Raw genomic sequence first — 24,697 nt, forward strand, 5'->3', positions numbered from 1 at the left:
ACGCTAACACCGGGAGTGGGAATGTCCAATCTGAGCGATGCGCTTCAGTTGAAGTCGGCTCACAGCCAGCTTCCAGTCACTGCATACTTCGATGAGGCGCTGCTCGAGCGCGAGATCGAAACCCTCTTCAAGAAAGGACCTCGTTACGTCGGGCACGAGTTGATGGTGCCCGAGGCGGGGGATTATTTTGCGCTGCCGTCCGAGAAGGAAGGCCGCGTGCTGGTCCGCAACCCGGCGAACCAGATCGAACTGCTGTCGAACGTGTGCCGCCACCGGCAGGCGATCATGCTCAACGGGCGCGGCCACACGCAGAACATCGTGTGTCCGCTGCACCGCTGGACGTACGATCTGGAAGGCCAGTTGCTCGGCGCGCCGCACTTTCCCGACAAGCCGTGCCTGAACCTCGGCAAGAGCCCGCTGCAGAATTGGCAGGGGCTGCTGTTCGAGGCCGAAGGCCGCAACGTCGCGCGCGATCTCGCGAACCTCGGCACGAAGCATCACTTCGACTTCTCCGAGTATCACTTCGATCACGTCGAAGTGCACGAGTGCGATTACAACTGGAAGACGTTCATCGAGGTCTACCTCGAGGATTACCACGTCGTCCCGTTCCACCCGGGCCTCGGCAGCTTCGTGTCGTGCGACGATCTCAAATGGGAGTTCGGCGACTGGTACAGCGTGCAGACGGTCGGCGTGCACAACGCGCTCGCGAAACCGGGCAGCGCGACCTACAAGACTTGGCACGAGCAGGTGCTCAAGTTCCGCAACGGCGTGCCGCCGGAGTTCGGCGCGATCTGGATGGTCTACTACCCGGGCCTGATGATCGAGTGGTATCCGCACGTGCTCGTCGTGTCGTGGCTGATTCCGCGCGGCCCGCAGAAGACGACCAACATCGTCGAGTTCTACTATCCCGAGGAAATCGCGCTGTTCGAGCGCGAGTTCGTCGAGGCCGAGCGCGCCGCCTATATGGAGACGGCCATCGAGGACGACGAAATCGCGATGCGGATGGACGCAGGCCGCCGTGCACTGATGGCGCGCGGCGAATCGCAGGTCGGCCCGTACCAGAGCCCGATGGAAGACGGCATGCAGCACTTCCACGAGTTCCTGCGCCGCCACCTCGGCGATCTCTGAGCTGCGCGCGGCGCTGGCGCGCCGCACGGCATTCGGCATATGAAAAGACGGGTTCCGGCCCGTCTTTTTTTGTTTAGACTTGGAGTATCAGGTCGTTTGCACTCCAGGGAGCCGTCATGCCACATACTCACTACACCACGCTCATCTCAGCAGCCAATCTCGCCGAGCGCCTGGCCGCGGCGCCGGGCAGCGTCGCCGTGTTCGACTGCCGCTTCGATCTCGCCGATCCGGGCGCAGGCGAAGCCGCCTACGCAGCCGGCCATATCGCGGGCGCACAGTATCTCCATCTCGACCGCGACCTGTCCGGCCGCAAGACCGGCACCAACGGCCGCCATCCGCTGCCGACCCGCGACGCGCTCGCCACGCTGCTCGCCAGCCGCGGCGTCAAGCAGGGCCAGCAGGTCGTCGCCTATGACGCACACGGCGGCGCCTATGCGGCGCGCCTGTGGTGGCTGCTGCGCTGGCTCGGGCACGATTCCGTCGCGGTGCTCGACGGCGGCCTGCAGGCATGGGAAGCAGCCGGCCAGCCGCTGACCGCCGACGTGCCGCACCCGGCCGCCGGCGACTTCCGCGCGGCAGCCCCGCTCGAATCGACGGTCGACGCGGCGGCCGTGCTCGCGAACGTGACGTCGGCCCAGCGCGTCGTGATCGATGCGCGCGCGCCGGATCGCTATCGCGGCGAAAACGAAACGATCGATCGTGTCGGCGGCCACATTCCGGGCGCACGCAACCGGTTCTTCAAGGACAACCTGGCTGCCGACGGCCGCTTCAAGACCGGCCACGAGCTGCGCGAGACGTTCACCGCGCTGCTGGCCGGCACCGAACCGAACAACGCGATCCTGCAATGCGGATCCGGCGTGACCGCGTGCCACAACGCACTCGCGCTCGAGATCGCGGGGCTCCACGGTGCGTCGCTGTATCCGGGCTCGTGGAGCGAATGGAGCGCCGATCCGTCGCGGCCGATCGCGACCGGCCCGAACCCGTAAGCACCGGCGCGACACGCCGACAACGCGGCGGCATCTGCCGCCGTCTTGTCGTTTACATCACGCCGTACTTGTGGAACCACTCGATCGCGCGCTTCCAGCCGTCCTCGGCATCGCCCTTCACGTAACTCGGCCGGTAATCGGCGAAGAACGCATGACCGGCATCCGGATACACGACGATCTCCGATTGGCGTGCGAGCTTCGAATCGCTCGCCTGGATCGCCTTGCGCATGTTCGCGAGCGCTGCCTGCGTGATGTTCGTATCCTTCTCGCCGTACAGCCCGAGCACCGGCACCTTCAGCAACGACGCATGATCGACCGGATTGAACGGTGTCATCTCGTCGGTCTTGCCTTCAACGAACCCGTACCACGCGACGGCCGCCAGCACGTGCGGATTGTGCTCCGCATAGAGCCACGCCTGGCGGCCGCCCCAGCAGAACCCCGTCACGCCGAGACGCGACAGGTCGCCGCCGTTCTTGCCGGCCCACGCGACGGTCGCATCGAGATCCTCGGTGACCTGACGGTCCGGCACCTTGTTGACGATGTTGTCGACGAGCGCCTGGATGGTCGGATACTTCGACACGTCGCCCTGGCGCGCGAACAGGTCGGGCGCGATCGCGAGATAGCCGAGCTTCGCGAAGCGACGGCAGACGTCGGCGATATGCGCATGCACGCCGAAGGCCTCGTGGATCACGATGACGACCGGCAGGTTCGTCTTGCCGACCGGCTGCGCGCGATACGCGGGGATGCTCGCGTCGCCCGAGCGGATCTCGATGGTGTCGACGTCCAGCCCCGCGCTGTCGGTCGTGATCGTCTGCGCCGACACGGGCAGCACGGCCGCCGCGAAGGTGCCGCCCAGCGCGGCCTGCATGAACTTGCGGCGCGAGAACGGAACATGGGGAACCAGGCTGTCGACTTCGGGTTTCAACATGAATGCACTCCTCGATTGGGCGCCGCCGTCACGGCCATGGCTTCGACCTGACGGGGCATCGCGCCGGCGGACGGCGCGGATGTCGCGGCGGTTGGCACCCCGCCGCAAGCGGAAACCCGGACAAGACGCCCAATAATCCGTTGTCGCGTCAACTGTCAGATGTGTAAGACTCGATTACGAAGGTGTAATCCGGCGGCGTCCGTCACGGTATCGATAACCGCGGTCCGGCCCGGCGAGTTCATCCGCGGCGCACATGCGGCAAGCGCCTTCGCGCGCTCGAATGCTTGCGGATCGGCACGAAACGACGCGCAATAAACAGACCCGGCGAGCGAACCCGCGGTCACCCGGCACTTGAAATGACAACGGGCAGGAAATGCGCGCGATGCGCATTCCCTGCCCGCCCGGCGCACGAACGTGCGGCCGCGTCAGTGCAGCTTGACGCGCGGCAGCGTCGTGCGGCGCAGCCAGTGCGCGACCGTATCGAGCATCATGCGCGGATAGCCGTGCAGCGCCGCGATGTGCAGCCGGTACAGCGACATGTACATGAAGCGCGCGAACAGCCCTTCGATCAGCATGTTGCCGCCGATCAGCCCGCCCATCAGGTTGCCGACCGCGCTGAAATGACCGAGCGACACGAGCGATCCGAAATCGCGATACGTGAATTCCGGCAGCGAACGCCCGTCGAGCCGGCAGCCGATCGCCTTCAGCAGGAAGCTCGCCTGCTGGTGCGCCGCCTGCGCCCGCGGCGGCACGTTGCGCTCGTTGCCGGGCCATACGCAGGCCGCGCAATCGCCGAGCGCGAATACGTTGTCGTCGGTGAAGGTCTGCAGCGTGCGGCGCACGTCGAGCTGGCCGAGCTTGTTGACCTGCAGGCCGTCGAGATTCGACAGCACGGACGGCGCCTTGATGCCGGCCGCCCAGACCGTGAGATCCGCACGCACCGTCTTGCCGCTCGCGGTGTGCACGACACCCGGCGCGACTTCGGTCACGCGCTCGGCGAGCATCAAGCGCACGCCGAGCTTTTCGAGCAGCTCGGCCGTTGCCGTCGATACGCGCTCCTGCAGCGCGGGCAGAATCCGCGGCCCCGATTCGATCAGCACGATGCCGACGTCGTGCTGCGGGTCGAGCTTGTGCAGCCCATAGACGGACAGCACCTGCGCGGTATTGCGCAGCTCGGCGGACAACTCGACGCCCGTCGCGCCGCCACCGACGATCACGACCTGGATGCGCGGCTCGGCCGGCGCCCCCGGCGCGGGCTGCGCCGGCGCCTGATGCTCGGCGCGCATGCACGCGGCGATCAGGCGCTTGCGGAAGCGCTCGGCCTCGCCGACCGTATCGAGCGCGATCGCATTTTCGGCCGCGCCCTGCACGCCGAAGAAGTGCGTCGTGCTGCCGATCGCGATCACGAGCGTGTCGTATTCCAGGTCGCGCGACGGCAGCAGCTCCGCGCCGTCGCTGTCGTTGACGGGCGACAGCGTGATGCGCTTCGCCGCGCGGTCGAGCGCGGTCAGCTCGCCCTGCTGAAACTCGAAGCCATGCCAGCGCGCCTGCGCCGCGTATTCGAGCTCCTGCGTGAACGGGTCCATGCTGCCGGCCGCGACCTCGTGCAGCAACGGCTTCCAGATGTGGGTCGGATTGCGGTCGACGAGCGTGACGAGCGCACGTGCGGGACGATTGCCGCGCGCGCCGTAACGGTCGCCGAGCCGCGTCGCCAGTTCCAGGCCGCCCGCGCCGCCGCCTACGATGATGATCCGATGCATCTGATTCCCCCTTTGCGATTCGAAACTGCTGCCGCCGCACGAGGCAGACGCGATGCGTTCGCGCCGCCCGTTGGATTAACCGGTTCGGACATCATCGATGTGCAGTTCGAAACACTTCGATGCGTCCGATGCCGGAACACGGGGCGCGCTGCGCCCGCGACAATGACCTGACTGACTTGCATTGTCCGGGAGCTTGCGCGTTGACCACAAGCAAACCATCTCGATATTCAGCATCCCTGCAACAATATGCCGCGGGAAACGGGAATCGCACGGGGGTGCGTCAGTGTGCCTCTTCCCAGTTCGCGCCGGCGCCCACTTCAGCGACCAGCGGCACCTTCAGCTTCGCCACGCCGCACATCATTTCCGGCAGCTTCTCGCGCACGAGCGACAGTTCTTCGTCCGGCACCTCGAGCACCAGTTCGTCGTGCACCTGCATGATCATCCGCGACGCGAGCCGGTCGCGCGTGAGCCAGTCGTCCACCGCGATCATCGACAGCTTGATCAGGTCGGCCGCCGTGCCCTGCATCGGTGCATTGATGGCGGCGCGCTCGGCGGCCTGACGGCGCGGGCCGTTGCCGCCGTTGATCTCCGGCAGCCACAGGCGGCGGCCGAAAACGGTTTCGACGTAGCCCTTCTCCTTCGCCACCGCACGCGTGTTTTCCATGTACTGCGCGACGCCCGGGTAGCGCGCGAAATAGCGGTCGATGTAGAGCTTCGCCGCATCGCGCGTGATGCCGAGGTTCGACGCGAGGCCGAACGCGCTCATCCCGTAGATGAGTCCGAAGTTGATCACCTTCGCGATCCGGCGCTGGTCGGAATTGACCTCCAGCGGCGTCACGCCGAACACTTCGGCGGCGGTTGCGCGGTGGATGTCCTCGCCCTGCGAGAACGCGCGCAGCAGCGACGCGTCGCCGGAAATGTGCGCCATGATCCGCAGTTCGATCTGCGAATAGTCGGCCGACACGATGCGGTGCCCCGGCGATGCGATGAACGCCTCGCGGATCCGCCGGCCTTCGGCCGTGCGCACCGGAATGTTCTGAAGATTGGGATCGTTCGACGCGAGACGGCCCGTGACCGCGACCGCCTGTGCATAGTTCGTGTGCACGCGGCCCGTTGCGGGATTCACCATGCGCGGCAGCTTGTCGGTGTAGGTCGACTTCAGCTTCGACAGCCCGCGATGCTCGAGCAGCAGCTTCGGCAGCGGGTAATCCTCGGCCAGCTTCTGCAGCACTTCCTCGTCGGTCGACGGTGCGCCGCTCGGCGTCTTCTTCACGACCGGCAACTGCAGCTTCTCGAAGAAGATCTGCCCGATCTGCTTCGGCGAGCCGAGATTGAACTCGCCGCCCGCCAGTTCGTACGCCTGGCCCTCGAGCTCGATGAGCCGCGTCGCGATCTCGCTGCTTTGCGCCTGCAGGCGTGCGTCGTCGATCAGCACGCCGGTGCGCTCCATCTTGCGCAGCACGAGCGACACCGGCATCTCGATCTCGCGATACACGCGCTCGAGGCCCGCCTCGCGCGCGACCTGCGGATACAGCGCCTGATGCAGCTGCAGCGTGATGTCCGCATCCTCGGCCGCATACGCCGCGGCCTGCTCGAGCGCCACTTCGTCGAAGCCGATCTGCTTCGCGCCCTTGCCGGCCACGTCTTCATACTTGATCGTCTTGACACCCAGATGACGCAGCGCGAGGCTGTCCATGTCGTGCGTGCGGTGCGATTCGAGCACGTACGATTCGAGCAGCGTGTCGTGCTCGATGCCGTTCAGCGCGATGTCGTAGTTCGCGAGCACCTGCGCGTCGTACTTCAGGTGCTGGCCGACCTTCTTGCGGTCGGCCGATTCGAGCCACGGCTTCAGGCGCGCGAGCACGTCGTCGATCGGCAGCTGTTCGGGCAGGTCGGGACCGCGATGCGCGACCGGCAGATATGCGGCCTTGCCCGGCTCGACCGAGAACGACAGGCCGACGAGCCGCGCGATCATCGGATCGAGCGACGTGGTTTCGGTGTCGAACGCGGTCAGTGCGGCCGCATCGATCTTCGCGAACCATGCGTCGAACTGCTCCCAGGTCTGGATCGTGTCGTATTCGCGGACGATGTCCGCCGCGACCACTTGCGCCGGCTCGCCTTCCGGCGCATCGGCGCCGTCGCCTTCGGCGGGCGCGCTGTCGACTTCGCGCAGCCACGTCTTGAAGCCGTAGCGCGCGAAGATGTCGCGCAGCAGGTCGCGTGCTTCGCCGTCGCTCTTCAGCGACGCTTCGATCGATTCGAGATGCGGCGCGAGATCGCAGGCCGTGTCGACGGTCACGAGCTTGCGGCCGAGCGGCAGGAAGTCGAGCGCGCGGCGCAGGTTGTCGCCGACCACGCCCTTGATCTCGCCTGCGTGTTCGATCACGCCGTCGAGGCTGTCGTATTGCGACAGCCACTTCACGGCCGTCTTCGGCCCGCACTTCTCGACACCGGGCACGTTGTCGACGGTGTCGCCGATCAGCGCGAGGTAGTCGATGATCCGCTCGGGCGGCACGCCGAACTTCGCGACCACGCCGTCGCGATCGAGCGTCTCGTTGGTCATCGTGTTGACGAGCGTGACGTGATCGGTGACGAGTTGCGCGAGGTCCTTGTCGCCGGTCGATACGATCACGTTCATCCCGTGCCGTTCGGCTTCGCGCGCGAGCGTGCCGATCACGTCGTCGGCCTCGACGCCCTCGACCATCAGCAGCGGCCAGCCGAGCGCGCGCACCGCACCGTGAATCGGTTCGACCTGCAATGCAAGATCAGGCGGCATGGACGGACGGTTTGCCTTATAGTCGGCATAAAGGTCGTCGCGGAACGTCTTGCCCTTTGCATCGAACACGCAAGCGCTATACTCTGCACTGACTTCCTTGCGCATACGACGCAGCATGTTGATGATTCCGTAGAGCGCTCCGGTCGGCTCCCCGCCAGGGCCACGCAAATCAGGCATCGCATGGTAAGCCCGATACAGATAGCTCGAACCGTCAACCAATAGCAGGGTCTTACCTTCCAGATTTCGTTCTTCAGGCATTATGAACAAGAGAAAAGTGATTCCGAGTCTGCGTTCGCTCGCAGATCAAGAACGCGCGACGGCCAAGAAGGCGCGCGCATCGTGGCAGATGTTCACGATTATGGCAGAGTTTATCGAGGCGACCGAGTACCTGTCGGAGATCCGCCCGGCCGTCAGCATCTACGGTTCTGCCCGTCTGAAGCCCGATACGCCGCACTACAAGTTGGCCGTGCAGATCGCGCGCAAGCTGTCCGACGCCGGCTTCGCGGTGATCTCCGGCGGCGGCCCCGGCATCATGGAAGCCGCGAACAAGGGCGCGCACGCCGGCAAGGCGCCGTCGGTCGGCCTGAACATCGAGCTGCCGCACGAGCAGGCCGGCAACCACTACCAGGACATCTCGCTGCGCTTCCGCCACTTCTTCACGCGCAAGGTCACGTTCGTGAAGAACTCCGACGCGGTGATCGTGATGCCGGGCGGCTTCGGCACGCTCGACGAACTGTCCGAAGTGCTCACGCTGATCCAGACGAAGAAGTCGCGCCTCGTGCCGATCATTCTCGTCGGCAGCACGTTCTGGCAGGGGCTGCTGCAATGGTTCCGCGACCAGTTGATCCCGAACGGCCTCATCAATCCGGAAGACATGGACCTGATGCAGGTGATCGACGATCCCGACCAGGTGCTCGACGCCGTGCTCGCGTTCTACGAGGACAGCGGCGAGGAAGAAGGCTCGGACGGCGACGATCATCCGCCGCGGCCCGAAGAAGACCGCATGTTCTATCTGTGATTCGATCGGTGTCGATGGCCGGCCTCACGGCCGGCATCCCGCTTCCCGCGCGGCAGGCATGGCGATTCCGCCGCCTGCCGCACGTCATTTTGTAACGCCGCATTAATCCCGCAACGCGGCCGCGCGCCGTCGAATGTCAAATCCGGGCGGCCGGTGCCGCACAACGCAGTCGACGCGCGCCACGCCCGGGCCGACCATTGTCAAATCACGCTGCGTGCCATCGGTCCAGCCGGCCGGCCTGACGTCAATCTTCCGTAACAAATGCCGCTCGCCTTTTCCGTGCCGCGCCCGCACACTGCCTCTCGTCGGCGTGGCGTCCCCCCGGTGGAACGATCCCCCCTCGCGTCCATCGCGTCGCGCCGGCCTTTTGACAACGACACCACGGAAAACAACATGAAACGTTCGCTGATCGCCCTCGCCTTCGCCGGCCTCGGTGTTTCGCTGTCCGGCCTCGCCCACGCCGTCAACGTCGACGTCAACATCGGCACGCCCGCGCCGGTCGTCGTCGCGCCCGCGCCTGTCGTGGTCGCACCGGCGCCCGCGGTCATCGTCGGCTGGCACGGCGATCGTTACTGGGACGGCCGCCGCTACTGGGAGCGCCGCGAGTGGGACGATCATCAGCGCCATCGCGGTCACGGCGGCTACCATTGCCCGCCGGGACACGCGAAGAAGGGCGAATGCTGAGCATCACGGCTCGAACGTCGACGGCAAGGCCGCCTGCGCGCTACGGCGCCAGGCGGCCTTGCCGCTTTGAACGGATGCACCTGCCGCGTATGCACCCTGCCGTCGACGAGGAATTCCCATGGAAACGGCTTGCCGGTGCGCTGCCGTTCATTGCTGTTCATCGCGCTCGTCTCGAATGAGCGATCGGTCTGCCAGACAGACCGCATGACGCCGGTGGTAGCATCGCCCTTGTCCGAGGCCAATCCCGCCACTCATGCCGCTCATCCGAATCTGGGCCGTCGACCACGCCCTGGCGTCCGGCATCGCCGCGCCGACCGACATGCTCACGGCGGCCAATCATCTCGCGTCGTCGCTACCGCAAGGCCGCGCGGCCGCACCGTTCCGCTGGCGCGTCGAATCGATCGGCGGACGCCCCGTGCGCACAGCCTCCGGCCAGCTCATCCCGGTCGACGGTGCGATCGACGGCGGCAGCAACGCCGACGCGATCTGGCTGACCGCCCCGTTCGTCGCGGATCTCGACCGGCTGCTCGACCGGCCCGCATCGCTCGCTCCGCTGCTCGACGCGCTGCGCCGGCAACATGCACGTGGCACGCTGATCGCGACGTACTGCACGGGCGCGTTCCTGCTCGCGGAAGCCGGGTTGCTCGACGGCCGCGTCGCCACGACGCACTGGTCGAAAGCGTCGCGCTTCCGCTCGCGCTATCCGGACGTGGCGCTGCGCGCATCGGACATCCTGACCGAGCAGGACGGCATCCTGTGCGGCGGCGCCGTCACCTCGTACCAGAATCTCGCGCTGCGGATCGTCGACAAGCTCGCGAACGCGCGCCTTGCCGCGTCCGTCGCCAGACTCATGCTGATCGACATGAACCGCGCGTCGCAGGATTCGTTCATCGACCTCGACCGGATGGGCCATGACCGGCACGACGACCCGGCCATCGCGCGCGCGCAACGCTGGATGGAAAAGCATCTGCGCGAACCCTTCAGCCTCGCCCGGCTGAGCGACCACGTCGCGATGAGCGAACGCACGCTCCATCGCCGCTTCAGGGACGCGGTGGGCGCCCCGCCGCTCAGGTATCTGCAAACGCTCAGGATCGAAGTCGCAAAGCGCCTGCTCGCGGAAACGCGACTCGCGATCGACGCGGTCTGCGAGCGCGTCGGCTATGCGGACATCAGCGGTTTCCGGCAGCTGTTCAAGCGCGAAACCGGCATCTCCCCGGGCGAATACCGCCGTCGCTTCGCGCGCTAGCCGTGAAGGTCGAGATGTGTCGAGCGCGATGTCGGGAATGGCATCGCCGAATGGCAGTTTCGCCACTTCGCGTGCGGGCATGCGGTTCATACACTGGATTCAAGTCGCCGGAACCGGGGCGACGCCGTCTCCACCGAACCAGGACACCGCCATGCCGATGATCGACGTCACCCTTCCCGAAGGCGCGCTCGCGCCGCATGCCGAGGCGCAGTTGATGAACGACCTGACCGGAACGCTGATCCGTCACGAGGGACTCGATCCCGACGATCCGCGCGTGCGCGACGTGACGTGGATCTTCGTCCATCGACCGGCGGCCGTGTATCGCGCCGGTGCCGTCGCGCCTGCACCGGTCTACCGGATCGTGCCGACCGTGCCTGAAGGACAGTACACGGATGCCGCGCGCGCCGCGCTGATCGCCGACGTCACCGCCGCCGTCGCACGCGCGGAAGGCGTATCGGTCGACGCCGTCGCGACGCGCGTGTGGGTGTTTCCGACGGAGATCGACGACGGCTGCTGGGGCAGCCGCGGCACGGTGCGCCGCCTGCCGGACATCATGGAGTATTTCGGCGGCGCGACCCTGCGGGCGCTCGGGGAGCAGCGGCTGGCGACCAAGCGGCGCGCGGATGCGATCAGGATCGTCGACGCGGTGCGTGATTCGATGTGCGAAACGGGCCTGGGCGAATCGCACGAAGCGGCCGCAAAGGCGTCGCGCTGACGCAGGTTCGCGGCGCGATCGTGACTGAACGCGCGGCTCGACGGGAGGAAGGCTGACCTGCCCCGGTCGACGGTACGCCGCACGTCGCGACACGCGCCGTCACCGGGGCCGGGGCCGGCGTTCACGTCACTGGAACGCCACTTCCGCGAAGCTTCGCAGCTTGCGGCTATGCAGCTTGTCGAGCCCGTTCGTGCGCAGGATCTCCATCGCCTTCACGCCGATCTGCAGATGCTGGTCGACCTGCCCGCGATAGAACGTGTCGGCCATGCCCGGCAGCTTCAGCTCGCCGTGCAGCGGCTTGTCCGACACGCACAGCAGCGTGCCGTACGGCACGCGGAACCGGAACCCGTTCGCGGCGATCGTCGCGCTTTCCATGTCGAGCGCGATCGCGCGGCTCTGCGACAGCCGCTGCACGGGCTCGCGGTGATCGCGCAGCTCCCAGTTGCGGTTGTCGACGCTCGCGACCGTGCCCGTGCGCATCACGCGCTTCAGTTCGGCGCCTTCGAGACGGGTGACCTCGGCCACGCCGCGCTCGAGCGCGAGCTGCACTTCGGCGAGCGCCGGGATCGGCACCCACAGCGGCAGGTCAGCATCCAGCACGTGATCCTCGCGCACGTAACCATGCGCGAGCACGTAGTCGCCGAGGCGCTGCGTGTTGCGCAGGCCCGCGCAGTGGCCGAGCATCACCCACGCGTGCGGACGCAGCACCGCGATGTGATCGGTGATCGTCTTCGCGTTCGACGGGCCGACACCGATGTTGACCATCGTGATCCCGCTGCCGTCCGCGCGCTTCAGGTGATACGCGGGCATCTGCGGCAGCCGCGGCGGCGCGGCGCCCTCGGCCGGCTCGCTGCCGAGGTTCGCGTTGTACGTGACGACGTCGCCCGGCTCGACGAACGCGCTGTACTGGCTGCGGTACGCGCGCACCTCGGGATCGTCGCTTTCCGTCATCATCGTGCGGCCGAGCTTCACGAATTCGTCGATGTAGAACTGGTAGTTCGTGTAGAGCACGTAGTTCTGGAAGTGCGTGGGCGACGTCGCCGTGTAGTGACGCAGCCGGTGCAGCGAGAAGTCGACGCGCGCGGCGGTGAACAGCGCGAGCGGATGCGGCTCGCCGGGCGCCGGCTCGAACGTGCCGTTGACGATGCGGTCGTCGAGGTACGACAGGTCGGGCGTGTCGAAGATGTCGCGCATCGCGAGCAGGCGGTCGCGGTCGAGCTCGCCTTCGAGGTGGATGCCTTCGGGAAACGCGAAGTGAACCGGAATCGGCTGCGACGACACGCCGATCTCGATCTTCACATGGTGATTCTTCGACAGCAGGCGCAGTTGCTCGCGATAGTAGTTCGCGAACAGGTCGGGGCGCGTGACGGTCGTCTCGAACACGCCGGGGCCCGCGACGAAACCGTACGAACGGCGCGAATCGACGTGCGTGTTGACGTCGGTACGAATCCGCACGAACGGATAGCACGCACGCACGTGCTCGGTGATCGGTTCGTGGCGGCGATAACGCGCGAAGGCATCGCGCAGGAAGCCCGTGTTGGTGTCGTAGATGGCCGACAGCCGCGCGACGGCGGCGACGGAATCGTCGAATGCTTCGACGGGCGGGCTCTCGGGCGTCAGCACCCGATGCCGGCGGCTCAAATCGTTCTTCATTTTCATCACCTCGTCTGATCGGACGACATTACCACGGAACCCGGTCACGCTCGTGGCCGCCCGCTTGCACGCCGCTTGCACGCGAGGGCCGGGCCGCGCGCAGTATTTGCTAAAATCGGAAGGTTCACTGGAGACTCATCATGAAGCCGCTCATTCTCGTCGCCGCTGCCGCCGTGTTTGCGGGCACGTTTGCCGCTGCCGGCGCCGCTTACGCCGCCGGCGGCACGCCCGACGCCGACGCGCAGGCCCGGGCCGAGGCCAACGAAGCCGCCGGCCTGCCCGATCTCCGCAAGATCAACCGGCCGGGCGCCGAAGTCACGTCGAAAGTCGACTTCGCCGACATCCGCCGCACGCCGAGCTTCCATGCAAAGAGCAAGAACGGCACCGAGGTCACCGAGTATCGCGATCGCGGCAAGCCGGTCGAGATCGACGTGAAGTCGAACTTCGGCACGCGCTACCAGATGAGCTCGACGCTCGACACGTCGCCGAAGCCGCACGACGCGGGCGTCCCGATCACGCGCCTGCCGTCGGTCAACCTGCGCTACTGATTTCCTGCCGCGCCGCGTCGGTCCCGACGCGGCGCGCCGGTATTCCCTTCACCTCCTGTCGCGCCGCACGCCGCGCGCGTGCCGACAACTGACCAGACGCATCTCGCATGGCCGTTTTCACCGCTGTTTCCGACTCCGATCTCGCGCAATGGATGCGCCACTACGAACTGGGCGACGTGCTGGCGTTCCGCGGCATTCCGTCCGGCATCGAAAACAGCAACTTCTTCCTGACGACGACGCGTGGCGAGTACGTCCTGACGATCTTCGAAAAGCTGACGGCGGAACAGCTGCCGTTCTACCTGGACCTGATGCGCCATCTGGCGAGCCACGGCGTGCCGGTGCCGGATCCGGTCCCGCGCGACGACGGCGCACTGTTCGGCGAGCTGCACGGCAAGCCGGCGGCGATCGTCACGAAGCTCGACGGCGCCGCCGAACTCGCGCCGGGGGTCGAACACTGCATCGAGGTCGGGCAGATGCTCGCGCGCCTGCACCTCGCGGGGCGCGACTATTCGCGTCACCAGCCGAACCTGCGCAGCCTGCCGTGGTGGCAGGAGAACGTGCCGGCGATCGTCCCGTTCGTTTCCGACGCGCAGCGCACGCTGCTCGAGGACGAACTCGCGCACCAGGCCGCGTTCTTCTCGTCGGACGACTACGCGGCGCTGCCGGGCGGCCCGTGCCACTGCGACCTGTTCCGCGACAACGTGCTGTTCGCGCACGCGGCGCCCGGCACCGGTCATGACGTACGGCTCGGCGGCTTCTTCGATTTCTATTTCGCGGGCTGCGACAAATGGCTGTTCGACGTCGCGGTCACCGTCAACGACTGGTGCGTCGACCTCGCGACGGGCGTGCTCGACGTCGCGCGCGCCGATGCGCTGGTGCGCGCCTACCAGACGGTCCGGCCGTTCACGGCCGAGGAGCGCCGCCACTGGAGCGACATGCTGCGCGCGGGCGCGTACCGCTTCTGGGTGTCGCGCCTGTACGATTTCTACCTGCCGCGCGCGGCCGAAATGCTCAAACCGCACGATCCCGGTCATTTCGAACGCATCCTGCGTGAGCGTATCGCCCACACGCCCGTGCTTCCCGAGACCCATACCGCATGCAACTGATCGAAGTGCCCGCGAAAGCGGGCTATGTCTGGTTCCGTCAAGGCATCTGGCTGTTCCGCCGGAACCCGCTCGCGTTCATCACGCTGTTTTTCACGTACCTGCTGGCGATCACGCTGGTGTCGATGGTGCCGGTGATCGGCGCGGCGCTGCCGCTTTTGTTCATCCCCGGCATCGCCGTCGGCTTCATGGCCGCGTGCCGCGACACGGTGGCCGGCAAGCCGGTGATGCCGACGATCCTCATCGACGGCTTCCGCTCGTACGGCACCGCGACGACGCAGCGGCTGCTCGTGCTCGGCGTGGTCTATGTCGCGCTGATGGTGCTGGTGTTCGCCGCGTCGTCCCTCGTGGACGGCGGCGGGCTGCTCCAGATGATGCTCGGCGCCACGAACGACGCGAGTCCGACGCCGGAAACGCTCGCCGCGCAAGGCACGCTCGGCGCGCTGCTGCTGGCGACGCTGCTCTACGCGCCGGTCGCGATGCTGTTCTGGTTCGCGCCGGTGCTCACCGCGTGGCACGACATTCCGCCCGCCAAGGCGCTGTTCTTCAGCATCGTCAGCTGCTGGCGCAATCGCGGCGCATTCGTCGTGTACGGTCTGCTGTGGTTCGCCGTCGCGCTCGGCACGTCGTTCGGCCTGTCGCTGCTGCTGCAGGCGCTCGGCGCTGGCGCCTATGTGCTGACGATCATGATGCCGGTGACGATCCTCATCGTCACGATGATGTACTGCTCGTTCTACGCGACCTATCGCGGCTGCTTCGGCGTGCAGGAACCGGGCGCCGCGACGCCCACCACCGGCCGCTGATGCCGCTCGGCCGGCGCACGCCGCCGGCCGTCCATCCCCTCCCGGCCAGCCCCGGCGCGGATCCTCCGCGCCACGCCCCACCCCTGTTCAATCGAATCTTTTGCGCGCAAAATAATTTGCGTACAAATCGTTAGCGCGTCCGCCGCGCCGCCCGAATCATGGACCGCCTGCCCCCGCTGCCCCAGACGCTCGACGAGCAACTGTGCTTCGCGCTCTACTCGACATCGCACGCGATGACGAAGGCGTACAAGCCGCTGCTCGACAAGCTGTCGCTGACCTATCCCCAATATCTGGCGATGCTCGTGCTGTGGGAGCGCGACGACATCGCCGTAAAGGACATTGCCGCCCGCCTCGATCTCGATCCGGCCACCGTCACGCCGCTGCTGAAGCGGCTCGAGGCGCTCGGCTACGTCGAACGCGTGCGCAGCGCGACCGACGAGCGCGTCGTCAACGTGCACTTGACGGCGGAAGGCCGCGCGCTGAAGAACAAGGCCCGCTCGGTACCCGCCGATCTCTTTTGCGCAATGCAGCAAACGCCCGAGTTCCTGGTCAGGTTGCGCGCGGATCTCCAGCAGTTGCGCCACGCGCTGTCGGCCGCCAACGAAGGCTGACGAACCCGCGATCGCAAACGGCCCGGCACTGCCGGGCCTTTTCTTCAAAATTTCATTTGCACACAAATCATTTGTGTTCTATATTTTCCTCGTGGCCGGCGACACCCCGTCCGACCGGACCGCTTCCTCCCATTCTTCCGACAGGAGCTGCACCATGAACATTCTGTACAAGACCAGCGCCACGAGCACGGGCGGCCGCGACGGCCGCGCGGTATCCGCCGACAACAGGCTGGAAGTGAAGCTGGCCGCGCCGCGCGAGCTCGGCGGCACGGGTGCGGAGGGCACGAACCCGGAACAGCTGTTTGCCGCAGGTTACTCGGCCTGTTTCCTCAGCGCGATGAAATTCGTCGCGGGCCAGAACAAGCAGACGCTGCCGGCCGACACGCAAGTGACCGCGGAAGTGGGCATCGGCCCGAACGACGCAGGCGGCTTCGGGCTCGACATCGAACTGCGCGTGTCGTTGCCGGGGCTCGACAAGGCCGATGCACAGGCGCTGGTCGACAAGGCGCACCACGTGTGCCCGTACTCGAACGCGACCCGCAACAACGTGCCGGTGCGCCTGACGGTCGTCTGACGCGACGCACGACGTCGAATGCAAAAGGGCGTGTGCGGCTGCTTGCCGCACACGCCCTTTTGCGTGATTCGCCGGACCGGCTGACACGCCGGCCCGCGCTGCGCTGCTTAACGCGAGCCGAACGAGAACGGACGGTTCATCGCCGCTTCGCGATCGATCTTGCGCATGCGGAATTCGAGATCATAGATGTCGGTTGCTTCGGACAGGTACGCGTCGGCGCGCTCTTTCGCGGCCTTTTCAGCGTTCTTGGTCAGCATCAGGAAGAGGTGGCTCAGCAGGTACATGGTCGATCTCGCAATCCAAAGGTTCTTTGACTAGGGTTTTCCCGAATTATAGGGAAAACCCTAGCCATTGGCCAGCGTCGATCAGACAGTGCGTCGTTCGGTCGCCACAGTGCGGCGATTCTGTTCGAAAAAGGCCCAGATCATCGCGCTCGCATCGGGGCCGACCGCCGCGTGGAACGGCACCGCTTCGTCGCCGCCCGCCCATGCATGATCGAGCCCTTTCACATGACAGAGCCGCACGATCGACTCGCCGTCGCGACGCACGTCGGTGATCTGCGCGCCGGCCTCGCGCGTCTCCACCCGCTCGCCGCCGCGCAGTGCGCCGCGGCTGTCCGCGAGCCCGTTCAGGCGCATGAACTGCACCGTCAGCTGGTCCGCATTCTTCGGCGCGACGACATGGTCGCCGTCGCCCTGCACGATCAGCACCGGCATGCCCGGATAGGCCCCGGCGTCGACCAGCGTGTCGACCACCGCGGCCGGGTTCTGCCGCAGGCCGCGCCGCATCACGTCCATCGCGCTGATTCCGGAATTCGCCTCGCCGAGCGCTGGGCCCGAATGCAGCGCCACCGCCGCGAAGCGGTCCGGATGATGCAGCGCGAGCAGCCCCGCCAGGCCCGCGCCGGCCGACAGTCCGGCGACATAGACGCGCGATGCATCGAAGCCGTGCTCGTCGACGAGCGCATCGACGAGCGACGCGACCGCATCCGCCTCGCCGCGGCCCGCGCGGTCGGTGTCTTCATACCAGTGCCAGCAGCCGTGCGCATGCGCACGCAGTGACTGCTCCGGATACAGCACCGCGAAACCGTACTGGTCGGCCAGCAGGTTCATCCGGGTGCCCTGCGCGAACTCGTCGACCGATTGCTGGCAGCCGTGCAGCATCACGACGAGCGGCAGCGCGCCGCGCCGGCGGCCAGGCGGGACGTACAGGCCGTACGCGAGCTGCTGGACCAGGCGGCCGAGCGCGGGCGCCATCGGATGCTCGCCGCGCGTCCACTCGCCGGCCGCCCATGCGGCAGCGCGCGGCCGCACGCGCGACTCGCGCGGCGGCGACAGATCAGTTGCGGCGGGCGATGCGGCGGCCTCGAGCGTATCGCGCGCGATCCGCTGGGCATCGCGCGCTGCGCGTTTGGCGGCCGGAGACAGCATTCGTTTCATGCCGCCTAGCCATACCTTCGTCAGACTTTTGGTCATCAATCGGGCTCGCAGTCAGGAAAAATAGGGATACGACACGGGGTGCATCATTCGACTTTGTGCAATGCACCATAACATTGTTTCTGGGATTTTTCCTGCGCGTGGATAGTTCCCCGCGGCGCAAAAAACGGGCCTCGAACACACGCGGCGCTATACTGGGGTTTGGCCGCTTGTATCCGTTGTAGTCGTTCTTCCCGGCTCGCGCGTTGATTTAAGCATTCGTCCCGCCCCTGCTCGTTCCCCTCCCGATGTTCGACCTGTCCTCTCACCTGTGGATCACGATCACCGCGTTCGGTGGCGCCGGCCTGACCTTGCCGCTCGCGATCACGATCGCCGTGTGGCTCGCGCTCGGCTACTCGTGGCAGCGCGCGACCGCATGGCTCGGCGTGCTCGCGGCCGCGATCGGGATCGTCGCGCTCACGAAGATCGCCTTCCTCGGCTGGGGCATCGGCATCCGCGCGTGGGACTTCACGGGATTCAGCGGCCACGCGATGCTGTCGACGTCGGTCTATCCCGTCGCGATCTTCCTCGCGCTGATCCGCACGCGCACGCCGGTGCGGATCGCCGGCATCGCGCTCGGGCTCGCGGCCGGCATCGCGGTCGGCGTGTCGCGCGTCGCGCTCGACGCGCATTCGCCGTCCGAATCGATCACCGGCTGCATCGTCGGCGCGATCGCCGCGCTGGCGTTCATCGCCGGCTCGTGGCACGCGGTGCCGCACCGCTGGTCGGTGCCGGCGGTCGTCGCGAGCCTCGTGCTCGTCACCATCGCACTGCACGGCATCACGGTGCCGTCGCACCGCTGGGTCACCCGGGTCGCGCTGGAGCTGTCGGGGCACGAGCGGCCGTTCGTCCGCGCCCGCTGGAAAGCGAATCCGAACTACCGGCCGGCATCGCAGCCGTCGTCGCTGCAGCGCACCGATTCGTCGCAGCCGTTGCTGCACGCGTGACGGGCCGCACGCACGTCATCCGGTCGCCTTTCAAGTCTGAAGATTGTCATGCGCGCCGTCGCATGAACGGTATGTCGAGCGTTATAACCCGCCCTATATTACGATTACGGTTTCCAACCATTCAAACGACCCGATCATGCGCTCGACCGTCCGCCCGCTTCGCCGCACCCTGCTCCGCCTGCTGCCGCTCGCCGCGCTTGCCGCGGGCATCGCGTTCAGCGCGCCGGCTTCCGCTGCCGACGAGCTGGTCGTGTCGGCGGCCGCGAGCCTGACGAACGCGTTCAAGGCCGTCGGCGATGCGTACCAGAAGCAGCATCCGGACACCAAGGTGCTGTTCAACTTCGGCGCGTCGGACGTGCTGATGCAGCAGATCGCCAAGGGCGCACCGGCCGACGTGTTCGCCTCGGCCGACCAGAAGGCGATGGATCGCGCAGTCAGCGAAAAGGTCATCGTGCCGGGCACGCGCCGCGATTTCGCGGCGAACTCGCTCGTGCTGATCGTGCCGGCGGACAGCCGCGCGGCCGCGCCGACGTCCCTGAACGACCTGACGGCGCCCGGCGTGAAGCGCATCGCGTACGGCGACCCGGCGTCGGTGCCGGTCGGCCGCTACACCGAAGGCGCGCTGCGCGCGGCAGGCGTGTGGGACGCCGTCAGCGCGAAGGGCGTGCTGGCCGCCAACGTGCGCCAGAGCCTCGATTACGTCGCGCGCGGCGAAGTCGACGCGGGCTTCGTGTTCGGCACCGACGCGGCGATCATGCCGGGCCGCGTGAAGGTCGCACTGACCGTGCCGACGCAGACGGCCATCACCTATCCGATCGCGGTGGTCAAGGACAGCCGCCATGCCGCGCAGGCGCAGTCGTTCATCGACTTCGTCGCGTCGCCGCAGGGCCAGGCCGTGCTGGCGACGTTCGGTTTCAAGCCTGCGGGCAAGTGAGCGCAGCATGATGCAGGACGCCTGGGTACCGCTGCTGTTGTCGCTGAAGGTCGCCGGCTGGGCGACCGCGCTCGACATCGTGCTCGGCGTCGCCGCCGCCTTCGTGCTCGCGCGCTGGCGCTCGCCGCTGCGCGACGTGGTCGATTCGCTGCTGACGCTGCCGCTCGTGCTGCCGCCGACGGTGCTCGGCTATTACCTGCTCGTGCTGCTCGGCCGGCGCGGCGTGTTCGGCGCGTGGCTCGACACGCTCGGCATCGAACTCGTCTTCACGTGGCAGGGCGCGGTGATCGCGTCGATGGTCGTCGCGTTCCCGCTGATCCTGAAATCGGCGCGCACCGCGTTCGAAAGCGTCGATCCGCATCTCGAGCGCGCGGCACGCACGCTCGGGCTCGGCGAAGCCGCGGTGTTCTTCCGCGTGACGCTGCCGCTCGCCACACGCGGCATCCTGGCCGGTGCGCTGCTTGCTTTCGCGCGCGCGCTCGGCGAATTCGGCGCGACGCTGATGATCGCGGGCAACCTGCCCGGCCGCACGCAGACGCTGTCGGTCGCGATCTATGCGGCGGTGCAGGCCGGCGACGACAGCACGGCCAATTTCCTCGTGCTGGTGACGTCGATCACCTGCGTGCTCGTGCTGCTCGCGACCGGCTGGCTCGTGCCGTCGCGTGCTGCGCGGCGCAGCCAGCCGACATGACGCGCCGGCCGCATCCGTACCGCTGCGCCGCACCGGCCGCGGCAACACGCCGTCCCGTCGCGCGGGCGGTTTCCCGCACGCACGGCGCGGCACGACGGAGGCCCGCATGAGCGTCGCCGTCGATATCCGCAAGACCTACGCGAACGCCGAGCGCCGCTTCACGCTCGACGTGTCGTTCACGGCCAGCACGCAGCGCGTCGTGCTGTTCGGGCCGTCCGGCGCCGGCAAGAGCATGACGCTGCAGGCGATCGCCGGCTTGCTGTCACCAGACGAAGGCACGATCACGCTGAACGGCGAAACGCTGTTCGATGCCGCGCGCGGCATCGACGTGCCGACCCGTGCGCGCCGCGTCGCGTATCTGTTCCAGGACTATGCGCTGTTTCCGCACCTGAACGTGCGCCAGAACATCGCGTTCGGGCTCACGCCGGGCCTGCGCAACCCGCGTGCGAAGGCGGTGCCGCCCGAAGTCGCGTACTGGCTGCAGGCGTTCGAACTCGACACGCTCGCCGGGCAATTCCCGTCGCAGTTGTCGGGCGGGCAGAAACAGCGCGTCGCGCTTGCCCGCGCGCTGGTCGCGCAGCCGCACATCCTGCTGCTCGACGAGCCGTTCGCGGCGCTCGACGGCGCGCTGCGCCAGCGCATGCGCCACGAGCTCGCCGAACTGCAGGCGCGGCTCGATATCCCGATGGTGCTCATCTCGCACGACCCCGACGACGTCGCCGCATTCGGCGACCAGGTCGTGCAATTGAGCGAAGGACGCGTGCAGGCCGCAACACCGCACGCCGAGTGGCCGACGCGCGTCACGTGATCGCGCGAAGGCGGTGGCCCACGCGGCCACGTTTGAGCCTGAGAGAAGCCGCACGGGCGGCACAAGCTGGGACGAGCTGAAAACGGGATCGAAGCCGGCGCCTCGTGCATGTCGGGCGGCGCCGGTTTCGCCGGTTTCGCCGGTTTCGCCGCGTCCGCCCACGGTCATCGACAGAGACGGCGCGCGCTGCCGTCGCGCGCTCAGCCCGTCACCGCGAGAATCACGCTCGATGCCTTGAACAGCGCGATCGCACGCCGGCCGGCGTCGAGTTGCAACGCACCGACACTCTCGTTCGTGACCACGGCCGTGAGCGTCCCGCCACCGTCGAGCGCCAGCGTCACCTCGCTGTTCACCGCGCCCGCCGCGACCGTTTCGACCGTCCCGTGCAACTGGTTGCGTGCGGACACCTTCAAGGTCGCGTCGGCTCCGCCGTCATCGTCGATCGCCAGCACGACCCACGACGCCTTCACGAGCGCGCACGCATCCGCGCCCGGCTGCAGGCCGAGCGCGTCGGCGCTTTCGTGCGTCAGCACCGCGACGATCGCCTGCCCGCTCGGCAGCACGAGCGTCACCTCGTCGTTCACCGTGCCGCGCACGATCGACTCGACCTTGCCGAACCACTGGTTGCGCGCGCTCGTCTTCATCCCGATCCGGCCGATCAGCGCCCAGTCGACGTCGAAGCCGGATACCGCCGCGCTCGCGGCGTCGATGAAGCGGCGATGCTCGCGCTCGATCGTGCGGAACGCGGCGATCAGCGACGTCGCGCGCGGTGTCAGCGTCGTGCCGCCGCCGCCCTTGCCGCCCGTCGAGCGCGTCACGAGCGGCTCGCCGGCCAGGTTGTTCATCGTATCGATCGCCTCCCACGCGGCCTTGTAGCTGAGCCCGACGGCCTTTGCCGCGCGCGTGATCGACCCGGTGTCACCGATCGCCGCGAGCAGCGCGATGCGGGTGGCGCCGCCGAGCGTCTGCTCGCCCGCGCGCAGCCACAGTTCGCCGCCCAGTTCGAGCGGCCCGGCGGAAGAGGAAGGAGGCGATGCGTCGCTCATCGGTCTGTCGAAAGAAAACGGGTGGCCATTATAGTGAGCGCGCGCCGCTCAACGCGCCTTGCCGTCGAGTTTCGGCGGGCGCAGGCTCGCGAGCAGCGCCTCGGCGTCGCGCGCCGCGCGTTGCTCGAGCGCCGCACCGTAGCCGCGCACGAAACCGAGCTGGTACGCGGGCGCCGCCAGTTGCTCGAGATGATGCAGCGCGACGATCGTGTCGTTCGCCTCGCCGAGCACGCTCTGCACGCGCGCGAGCGTCTTGACCGTTTCGTTGCGCGTGCGGCGCGAGGCCAGCGACGCGAAGAACTCGAGCGCGTAGCGCAGCCGCTTCGCGTCGATCCGCACCTGGTGCCGCGCGGCCGTGTCGAGCGACGTGAGCGACGGCGATGCATACAGATGACCGAACAGCCGCCGCACGCGCTTGGTCGCGTGGCGCCGCAGCGACGGCGTGTCGTCGTCGCCGGCGGCCGGCGGCAGCGCGAGCGCGCTCAGCCATTCGAGCCAGCCGAGCGTCAGGCGCGCATAGCGCGCCGAATGCAACGCCTGGCGCAATTCGACGCGCGCCGCCGTCGCCTGGACGCGCGCGGCGTCGAGCGTGCCGTCCCAGTCGGCGCTGCCGCCGTCGGCCGCGATCAGCGCGGGCAGGCTTTCGGTCGAGAACACGTCCCAGTCGCGCACCGTGCCGAGCAGCGACGCGACCCAGCGCAAGTCGACGCCGAACGTGTTCTTCCATTGCTCGTCCGCGAAGCGTGGAAAGAAGCGCATCAGCGTGCGCAGCCGGCGCAGTGCGACGCGCATCTGGTGCACGAACTCGGGATCGTCGCGATCGAGCACGCCGCCCTCGTTGCCGAGCCATTGCGCGGCGATGTCGCCGGACAGCGCGAACAGCGCGGCCCGCTGCGTGCGGATGCCGGTCAGGTCGACGAGTTGCGCCTTGACCGGCCTGGCGACGGCGGGCTCGCCCGCGCACGCGCGATCGATCACGCTGGTGAGCTGCACGAACGCGGGCCATGCGCCGCTGAGTTCGCGCGCGGCGGCGAACAGCGCGCGCAGCGCGGCCGTGCGCGCGGCGACGGTTTCCCAGTCGGGCGCCGCGAGGCGCAGCTCGACCTGGCGGCGCGGTGGTTCGATGCCACGGTGCAGAATGATGTCGTCGAGCGTCATCTCGACCACCACGCCGCTGTCGTCCGCCCAGCGCCCGCGCCGCCGCTCGCTGACGAGCCGCAGCGGCGCCGGCCCGGACGATGCGGCGACCGCCGCTTCGTCAACGGCGTCGGCCGTCACGCGGTCGCCCTCGCCCTCGCCGGTCGCCTGCGCCGCATCCGCATCGGCGATCGGCGCCGATGCGGGCGTGGCCACGGCAATGCCCGCGTGTTCGGCATCGAACAGTTCGCGCTCCACGACGCCGGGCGCGAATGCCTTCGTGCGCGACGCGACGACCCGCCGCCCTTGCGCGTTCGACTCGATCCACGTCCACCAGCACTCGCCGGGGCTCGGCTCGGCTTCCTCGACCTGGCATGGCTCGATCGTCACGCGCTCCTGGCCGCGCCGCATCCGCACCTGCGGACAGATCCGCCACGCACGGACGAGTTCGGCGCCGAAGTTGCGCTGCTCACCACGGGCCCGGCTTCCCGCGCTGACCGGCCAACCTTCCAGCGACAGGCACAACACGACTTCCAGCACACGCGACATGGAGGCTCCTGCACATGAAGAATCGCCGGCACGTCCTCCGTGCCGGCGTCGCCCGTGAAGCAGCTTCCATAGTACACGCCGCCAATACGCGCGGGCGACGATCTGGCCCTGTCGCCCCTGTCACGCATCAAACGACGTATCAGACGACTTATCAGACGACGTATTGCGCGATGCCGTTACCGAACGACCAGTCCTCCTTCAGCACTTCGACGAGACTGATGAAGACGTCCTGCGGCCGCACGCCGGGCTGCCGCGCGAGGTTCTCGGCGATGGTCCGGTACAGCGCCTGCTTCTGCTCGAGCGTACGCGTGTTGTTCGCCGTGATCTGGACCATCACCAGATCGTCGCTGCGTTCGATGTCGAGGTAGTGGCGGCCGAAGAAGAAGTTTTCGGCCGAATGCTCGGTCACGACCATGAAGATGTCGTCCTCGGGCACATTGAACGTGTTCATGAGCGCGCGGTGCACGCCGTCGACGAGCGCCGCACGGTAGGCGGCCGGTTTGCCTTCGCGCACTGCGATACGGGTGAATGGCATGGTCCTGCTCCTTTCGGTGACGTTGAGAATCGGAAACGCAAT

24 protein-coding genes are annotated in these 24,697 nt (G+C 67.5%); 15 read left to right on the forward strand and 9 right to left on the reverse strand.

The annotated features are described in order from the left end of the window. Positions 1 to 21: 21 nt before the first annotated feature. Positions 22 to 1,128, forward strand: a complete 1,107-nt coding sequence (locus U4Y91_RS27150) for an aromatic ring-hydroxylating oxygenase subunit alpha (RefSeq protein ID WP_044845269.1) — start codon at positions 22 to 24, stop codon at positions 1,126 to 1,128. Positions 1,129 to 1,244: 116 nt separating this feature from the next. After that, positions 1,245 to 2,114: a sulfurtransferase gene (locus tag U4Y91_RS27155; protein WP_321807676.1), complete on the forward strand. Its 870-nt coding sequence runs from the start codon at positions 1,245 to 1,247 to the stop codon at positions 2,112 to 2,114. Positions 2,115 to 2,166: 52 nt separating this feature from the next. Here the strand turns inward: U4Y91_RS27155 and U4Y91_RS27160 are convergent, their stop codons facing one another. The 3 genes from U4Y91_RS27160 to polA form a co-directional block, all read right to left on the reverse strand. Then, on the reverse strand, positions 2,167 to 3,042 hold the full coding sequence (locus U4Y91_RS27160; protein ID WP_321807677.1) for a dienelactone hydrolase family protein: 876 nt from the start codon (positions 3,040 to 3,042) through the stop codon (positions 2,167 to 2,169). Positions 3,043 to 3,467: 425 nt separating this feature from the next. Next, positions 3,468 to 4,802, reverse strand: a complete 1,335-nt coding sequence (locus tag U4Y91_RS27165; RefSeq protein ID WP_321807678.1) for an NAD(P)/FAD-dependent oxidoreductase — start codon at positions 4,800 to 4,802, stop codon at positions 3,468 to 3,470. Positions 4,803 to 5,082: 280 nt separating this feature from the next. After that, positions 5,083 to 7,836 (reverse strand): DNA polymerase I, encoded by a 2,754-nt coding sequence (gene polA / locus U4Y91_RS27170; RefSeq protein WP_321807679.1) that lies wholly within the window; start codon positions 7,834 to 7,836, stop codon positions 5,083 to 5,085. 1 nt (position 7,837) lies between these two features. On the opposite strand from polA, the gene U4Y91_RS27175 reads away from it, so the two are divergent. The 4 genes from U4Y91_RS27175 to U4Y91_RS27190 all read left to right on the forward strand — a co-directional run bounded on the left by U4Y91_RS27175 (position 7,838) and on the right by U4Y91_RS27190 (position 11,241). After that, positions 7,838 to 8,596 carry a TIGR00730 family Rossman fold protein gene (locus tag U4Y91_RS27175; protein ID WP_321807680.1) on the forward strand — a complete coding sequence of 253 codons (759 nt, stop codon included), beginning with the start codon at positions 7,838 to 7,840 and terminating at the stop codon, positions 8,594 to 8,596. Positions 8,597 to 8,989: 393 nt separating this feature from the next. After that, positions 8,990 to 9,280, forward strand: a complete 291-nt coding sequence (locus tag U4Y91_RS27180; protein ID WP_321807681.1) for a hypothetical protein — start codon at positions 8,990 to 8,992, stop codon at positions 9,278 to 9,280. Positions 9,281 to 9,533: 253 nt separating this feature from the next. Continuing rightward, the gene (locus U4Y91_RS27185) at positions 9,534 to 10,526 is read left to right on the forward strand and encodes a GlxA family transcriptional regulator (protein ID WP_321807682.1); all 993 of its coding nucleotides are present in this window, start codon (positions 9,534 to 9,536) and stop codon (positions 10,524 to 10,526) included. Positions 10,527 to 10,677: 151 nt separating this feature from the next. Next, on the forward strand, positions 10,678 to 11,241 hold the full coding sequence (locus U4Y91_RS27190; RefSeq protein ID WP_321807683.1) for a Tautomerase enzyme: 564 nt from the start codon (positions 10,678 to 10,680) through the stop codon (positions 11,239 to 11,241). A gap of 126 nt (positions 11,242 to 11,367) precedes the next feature. Here the strand turns inward: U4Y91_RS27190 and U4Y91_RS27195 are convergent, their stop codons facing one another. After that, entirely contained in the window at positions 11,368 to 12,894 is a 1,527-nt protein-coding gene (locus U4Y91_RS27195; protein ID WP_321807684.1) for an AMP nucleosidase, read from the reverse strand. 140 nt (positions 12,895 to 13,034) lie between these two features. Here U4Y91_RS27195 and U4Y91_RS27200 point away from each other — a divergent pair, with 140 nt between their 5' ends. From U4Y91_RS27200 to U4Y91_RS27220, 5 genes are all read left to right on the forward strand, one after another. Beyond that, complete coding sequence (locus U4Y91_RS27200) at positions 13,035 to 13,442, forward strand: hypothetical protein (protein ID WP_257770532.1); 408 nt, start codon at positions 13,035 to 13,037, stop codon at positions 13,440 to 13,442. A gap of 107 nt (positions 13,443 to 13,549) precedes the next feature. Continuing rightward, entirely contained in the window at positions 13,550 to 14,548 is a 999-nt protein-coding gene (locus U4Y91_RS27205; RefSeq protein WP_321807685.1) for a homoserine kinase, read from the forward strand. After that, on the forward strand, positions 14,539 to 15,348 hold the full coding sequence (locus tag U4Y91_RS27210) for a BPSS1780 family membrane protein (RefSeq protein WP_321807686.1): 810 nt from the start codon (positions 14,539 to 14,541) through the stop codon (positions 15,346 to 15,348). Before U4Y91_RS27205 ends, U4Y91_RS27210 begins: the two co-directional genes overlap by 10 nt. A gap of 158 nt (positions 15,349 to 15,506) precedes the next feature. Further along, positions 15,507 to 15,959, forward strand: a complete 453-nt coding sequence (locus tag U4Y91_RS27215) for a MarR family transcriptional regulator (RefSeq protein WP_321807687.1) — start codon at positions 15,507 to 15,509, stop codon at positions 15,957 to 15,959. Positions 15,960 to 16,113: 154 nt separating this feature from the next. After that, positions 16,114 to 16,533: an organic hydroperoxide resistance protein gene (locus U4Y91_RS27220; RefSeq protein ID WP_040139352.1), complete on the forward strand. Its 420-nt coding sequence runs from the start codon at positions 16,114 to 16,116 to the stop codon at positions 16,531 to 16,533. 107 nt (positions 16,534 to 16,640) lie between these two features. Here the strand turns inward: U4Y91_RS27220 and U4Y91_RS27225 are convergent, their stop codons facing one another. Together U4Y91_RS27225 and U4Y91_RS27230 are read right to left on the reverse strand one after the other, a co-directional pair. Further along, entirely contained in the window at positions 16,641 to 16,817 is a 177-nt protein-coding gene (locus U4Y91_RS27225; protein ID WP_006753395.1) for a DUF3563 family protein, read from the reverse strand. Positions 16,818 to 16,898: 81 nt separating this feature from the next. Beyond that, the gene (locus U4Y91_RS27230) at positions 16,899 to 18,008 is read right to left on the reverse strand and encodes a PHB depolymerase family esterase (RefSeq protein WP_321807688.1); all 1,110 of its coding nucleotides are present in this window, start codon (positions 18,006 to 18,008) and stop codon (positions 16,899 to 16,901) included. A gap of 248 nt (positions 18,009 to 18,256) precedes the next feature. Between U4Y91_RS27230 and U4Y91_RS27235 the strand changes: the two genes are divergently transcribed. The 4 genes from U4Y91_RS27235 (at position 18,257) to U4Y91_RS27250 (ending at position 21,388) form a co-directional block, all read left to right on the forward strand. Continuing rightward, positions 18,257 to 18,955 carry a phosphatase PAP2 family protein gene (locus U4Y91_RS27235; RefSeq protein ID WP_321807689.1) on the forward strand — a complete coding sequence of 233 codons (699 nt, stop codon included), beginning with the start codon at positions 18,257 to 18,259 and terminating at the stop codon, positions 18,953 to 18,955. Positions 18,956 to 19,091: 136 nt separating this feature from the next. Beyond that, positions 19,092 to 19,889, forward strand: coding sequence for a molybdate ABC transporter substrate-binding protein (gene modA, locus U4Y91_RS27240; protein WP_321807690.1), 798 nt, complete (start codon positions 19,092 to 19,094; stop codon positions 19,887 to 19,889). 10 nt (positions 19,890 to 19,899) lie between these two features. Further along, positions 19,900 to 20,580 (forward strand): molybdate ABC transporter permease subunit, encoded by a 681-nt coding sequence (gene modB / locus U4Y91_RS27245; RefSeq protein ID WP_321807747.1) that lies wholly within the window; start codon positions 19,900 to 19,902, stop codon positions 20,578 to 20,580. 106 nt (positions 20,581 to 20,686) lie between these two features. Further along, the gene (locus tag U4Y91_RS27250; protein WP_321807691.1) at positions 20,687 to 21,388 is read left to right on the forward strand and encodes a sulfate/molybdate ABC transporter ATP-binding protein; all 702 of its coding nucleotides are present in this window, start codon (positions 20,687 to 20,689) and stop codon (positions 21,386 to 21,388) included. A gap of 200 nt (positions 21,389 to 21,588) precedes the next feature. On the opposite strand, the gene U4Y91_RS27255 is transcribed toward U4Y91_RS27250, so the two are convergent. The 3 genes from U4Y91_RS27255 to U4Y91_RS27265 form a co-directional block, all read right to left on the reverse strand. After that, complete coding sequence (locus tag U4Y91_RS27255; protein ID WP_321807692.1) at positions 21,589 to 22,434, reverse strand: TOBE domain-containing protein; 846 nt, start codon at positions 22,432 to 22,434, stop codon at positions 21,589 to 21,591. A 48-nt stretch (positions 22,435 to 22,482) separates the two neighbouring features. Then, the gene (locus U4Y91_RS27260; protein WP_321807693.1) at positions 22,483 to 24,120 is read right to left on the reverse strand and encodes a CHAD domain-containing protein; all 1,638 of its coding nucleotides are present in this window, start codon (positions 24,118 to 24,120) and stop codon (positions 22,483 to 22,485) included. Between the two features lie 151 nt (positions 24,121 to 24,271). After that, on the reverse strand, positions 24,272 to 24,655 hold the full coding sequence (locus U4Y91_RS27265; protein ID WP_321807694.1) for a tautomerase family protein: 384 nt from the start codon (positions 24,653 to 24,655) through the stop codon (positions 24,272 to 24,274). Between the last annotated feature and the right edge of the window lie 42 nt (positions 24,656 to 24,697).

Source organism: Burkholderia sp. BCC1993, from assembly GCF_905339865.1.
Classification (GTDB): Bacteria; Pseudomonadota; Gammaproteobacteria; order Burkholderiales; family Burkholderiaceae; genus Burkholderia.